The organism is Candidatus Darwinibacter acetoxidans (assembly GCF_041936445.1).
GTDB lineage: Bacteria > Bacillota > Limnochordia > Darwinibacteriales > Darwinibacteriaceae > DTU010.
Window position 1 is genome coordinate 1 of sequence record NZ_JBHGXH010000085.1, and the last position, 3,739, is coordinate 3,739.

General features: G+C 59.2%; 4 protein-coding genes. All 4 read right to left on the reverse strand.

Going from position 1 to position 3,739, the window contains the following annotated elements:
• Window positions 1–14: 14 nt before the first annotated feature.
• Window positions 15–971, reverse strand: coding sequence for an HK97 family phage prohead protease (locus ACE4YL_RS02775; protein WP_461369169.1), 957 nt, complete (start codon window positions 969–971; stop codon window positions 15–17).
• A gap of 86 nt (window positions 972–1,057) precedes the next feature.
• Window positions 1,058–1,267, reverse strand: coding sequence for a hypothetical protein (locus ACE4YL_RS02780; RefSeq protein ID WP_461369170.1), 210 nt, complete (start codon window positions 1,265–1,267; stop codon window positions 1,058–1,060).
• Window positions 1,268–1,459: 192 nt separating this feature from the next.
• A complete protein-coding gene (locus ACE4YL_RS02785; protein ID WP_461369171.1) occupies window positions 1,460–3,403 on the reverse strand; it encodes a glycoside hydrolase family protein in 1,944 nt (647 codons plus the stop codon).
• Window positions 3,404–3,739, reverse strand: a 336-nt coding sequence (locus tag ACE4YL_RS02790; protein WP_461369172.1) for a hypothetical protein, incomplete at its 5' end; no start/stop codon positions are given.

A 3,739-nucleotide genomic window follows, 5' to 3' on the forward strand; every position in this document is an offset into this window, starting at 1 on the left:
GGTGTGTTGCCTCCTTACGCGACGAAGACCGGCCATTTCTGCTCCGGTCCGTCGGCGGTCTTCTGTTCGCTGTCCTTGACCTCGCGGGCGACGACGATCCCCCGCGGCCCCTTGCTCCGGGTCGCGACGGCCTTCGTCACGAGGGTCTTGATCTCGTCGAGGACGGCGAGGGACTTGAGCGCCTCGGTGATCGGGGCGAGCTGCTTCTGCATCTCGTCGGCGATGATCTGCCGGATCTGCGCCTCGTCGAGGACCTCGTAGGACTTCTCTTCCTCTTCATCCTCTTCAGTCGGCTCCTCTACCTGCGCTTTCTCCTCTTCCTCGCAGGATTCGGGCTGCTTTTCCTCTTCCTGCTCCTCTTCCTTCGGCTCTTCGCCTTCCTCTTTGGTTTTCCGCTTCATTTCATCGGTTTCCAGCCCCGCTTTGATGCGGAGCGACTTGACGACCGCCTGCACGGCAGCCGAGTTCACAGCGTCGGGGTTGCTCGGTATCCCTACGGCGGAGACCTCCCAGAGAGAGACCTCGTCGAAGATGAGCCCCCCGTTGTCCTTGCTCCGGGACTTTATGACCCCGAACCCGACGGAGAACCCCACCGGGAGCCCCGCCTCGATCTTGCGGGCGAGCTCATCCGCGAGCCAGTTGTCCGGATCCAGGAACGCGGTGCCGTAGAGGGTGCTCCCCTCGATCTCCCCGTCGATCCACGCGCCGAGCATATCGAGCGCCCCGTACAGGCGAGCGCCGGACTCCCGGAATCCGTGGTCGAGGTAGAGCGGGACCTTGCCGCTCTTGAGCCCCGCGAGCATCGATTCCAACCCCGCGAGGGAGAACTCGTCGCCGTCCCGGTCCTCGGTAGTGGAGGAGATCGGGACACGGACGAGCGTCACCTCCGGGCCGCTCTCGACGAGGCGCGCCGTCCAGACCTTCATCTGTCCGGGCGCGGCGTCGAGGGATTTGGTTTTCAGTTCAGGCATTGCTTAGTCCTCTCTTAGTTGTCTGAGGGGATAGGTTCAGTCCGGTTCAGTGGTTGCGGGAGCGGCCCGGACCGGCCCATACTCTCTCAGCTGCGGCTGTAGATCGTCACGATGCCTCCGCGATCTTCGCCTGTTTCGGGGTCGGTCTCGTGCAGAACGTCGGTCATTTTTACTCGCCGGACCTCCTCCTCCCCCCGGAAGAGGACGTACTCATCTCCCTCTACAATCAGCCGGTCCGCGTCGATCTCCTCGACGCCGGCAGTAGTATGAATACGCATAATCTGTTTACTAGTCATGGTTTTGCCTCAATTGGGTCAATTTTCCCGCAATCATAGTCACGCAGACCAGACCTCCAGATCAACAGACTCCGCGGAAGCCGATGCTCGGGCGCGGCGTCGAGGGATTTTGTTTTCAGTGTAGGCATCTCTGATCACCTATTCGTCGTCTGAGGGGATAGGTTCAGTCCGGTTCAGTGGTTGCCGACCGGATCAGACCTCAGCCCTCCAGTAGACCGTCTGTGCCGTCCCGGCGCCGCCATCGGGCTTCTTAATCGCGACAGTGATGTTCGTCGCATCAATCGAGGTCACGGTCACGATCTCGCCTGCGACAGAACCCGAGACTGTGGCGACGGTCGGTGTTGCGGCGCAACCGTGGGCAATGGTGCCGCCGCCGGCGGGTAATGTTGTGGCGCCCTTGTTTTCGGTGACGTAGCCGAGATTCCTAGAAAACCTCTCGAAAGTGTGTTCGAACTCCGGCGCGTCCTTTGTGATCAAGGTGCTCACTGTGGTCATATCGTTGTCCTCGCAGATCGTCCCGTGGACACTCGCGTTGTTGCCACGCGGCCCGTCCGCGTGGAAATGGATCAACGTGTCCAAATTTTCGAGATGGTTCGACCGAATCGATAAGTTCCGTACCTCGGTTGTACCATTCTTTAAATTGAAGTGAACGGCCGCCGACACGAATCCTGACACATCAAGAGGCTTAACTTGGACATTTCCCCGGATCTCAATGTTTTCGAACACTACGCCGGGTCGTCCCCCATCTAAAAAGCCGGCAATGGTACCTCCCTCAAAATACCCATTGATGATTTTGATATTTCTGATCAACGACCCGGGGGTGTATGCTATAATATGTATGGGCATATCCCTGCCAGTAAACTCCCCGGCACCATGTCTATAATAGAACCCGTCGATTGTGACTCCGTCGACGACCTCCCCATCTATCCCCGTTGTTCCGATATATACTCCATATTTGGTGTCTTCGGCGTAACAGTCCCGGAATAGGATATTTTTAATGTCCCCGATCGCCCTGACGGAACTCTCTGTGGAATGACACCGGATGAAGGCGATATCCCGCATACCCCGCCCGACCCCTCCGTGAGCCAGAATATCCTTATTCCCGCAGCAATCCTCGAAGGTTATATGCCGAGGGTCGTATAGTTCGGCGGGGGCGGGGGTGGGTGCCCACCCACATACTTGCATGGCGTGTTGCCTGCAGCGGAACCCCTTGCAACGTATCACCCGGATGTGTTCGCACTTGACGCGAATCCCAATCCCCTCGTATCCGACCTCGTTCCCCTCACAATCCACGACGACACAGTATGTGCACTCTGTTAGCAGGATGCCATATGCCCGCGCATAAGTCCAATCGACGTCGTATACAACGTTTTCTACAATTGCGTCCGAAACGCGGGAGTTTGTGCAGTTGTGCAGCCAGATCCCGGCCCACCCCTGAACCCGGCTCTTGGTGTGCGTGGCCCCCTCCCCGGCCATGAAGTCGATATATCCTCCTTCAATCACAATTCCGGTGTTCCCTGCAGCGTGGTCTGCATTCGTGATGAGTGCGGAAAACGGCCCCTCGTAGGGGGTGAATACTGTGAGCGCGTGGTCGTCCGGGACATAGATCGATGCCCCCTTCTCTAATTTGAGACGGGTGTAACTCGGAAAGGTGATCGTTTTCCGGCACTGATAGGTTCCACCCGTCACGTAGACCGTCCCCCCATATGTTGGGAGTGCGTCGATCGCCGCCTGGATCTCAACGTGGTCGTCGACTCCGTCACAGACATAGTCTGCCTGCCGCTTGACATGATCTGGGGCATCGCTCGCGGCGACGACGTAGGTCGCGGTACGAACCATGTTCTCGTGGATTGCATTCAGATCATACGCGGCAATACCCCTGAACGCATATGTACCGACCGGCCAGATCGTGTTCAGCGTGCCGGGGAGTTTGACAACTCCGAGGAGAGTATTACCATCTTTCTCGGAGTACCGAAATTCCCCTGCGACAGATCCTGCCAGACAGACGATGTTCGGGGCGTCGGGGAGTTTCGTCGCATCCACGACGGTCATCGTAGCCTCACCGGTTGTATACGGTGCGGCAAGGGTGGTGTACGGAGATCCGACCTGGGCCGGATAGAGGTCAGGCAGCCCCATCTACACCACCGCCGGCAGGGTGATGGTCAGCACCACAGCCCCGGCATCGGCTTCCAGGACTAGGAGGAGCGGTTCGACACTCTCGGCGTCGGAGAGGGGATCCCCCCCGGTCGCGGTCTCGAAGAGCTGCACCTGCTCGATCTGGCAGGGCAGGGTGACGTCTGCACCCGTCACCGGCAGCGAAAAGGTCATCGGCGTGACCCCGACGGCCGAGGTGCGATACGATGCCAGGGCATACCGGGCACAGGCGGCCGACCCATCGGCCGTCTGGAGTTCAGCATACCATTCGATCACGGGCGTGCGCTCGCGGAGCGCCTCATACCCTTTTGCGTTGAG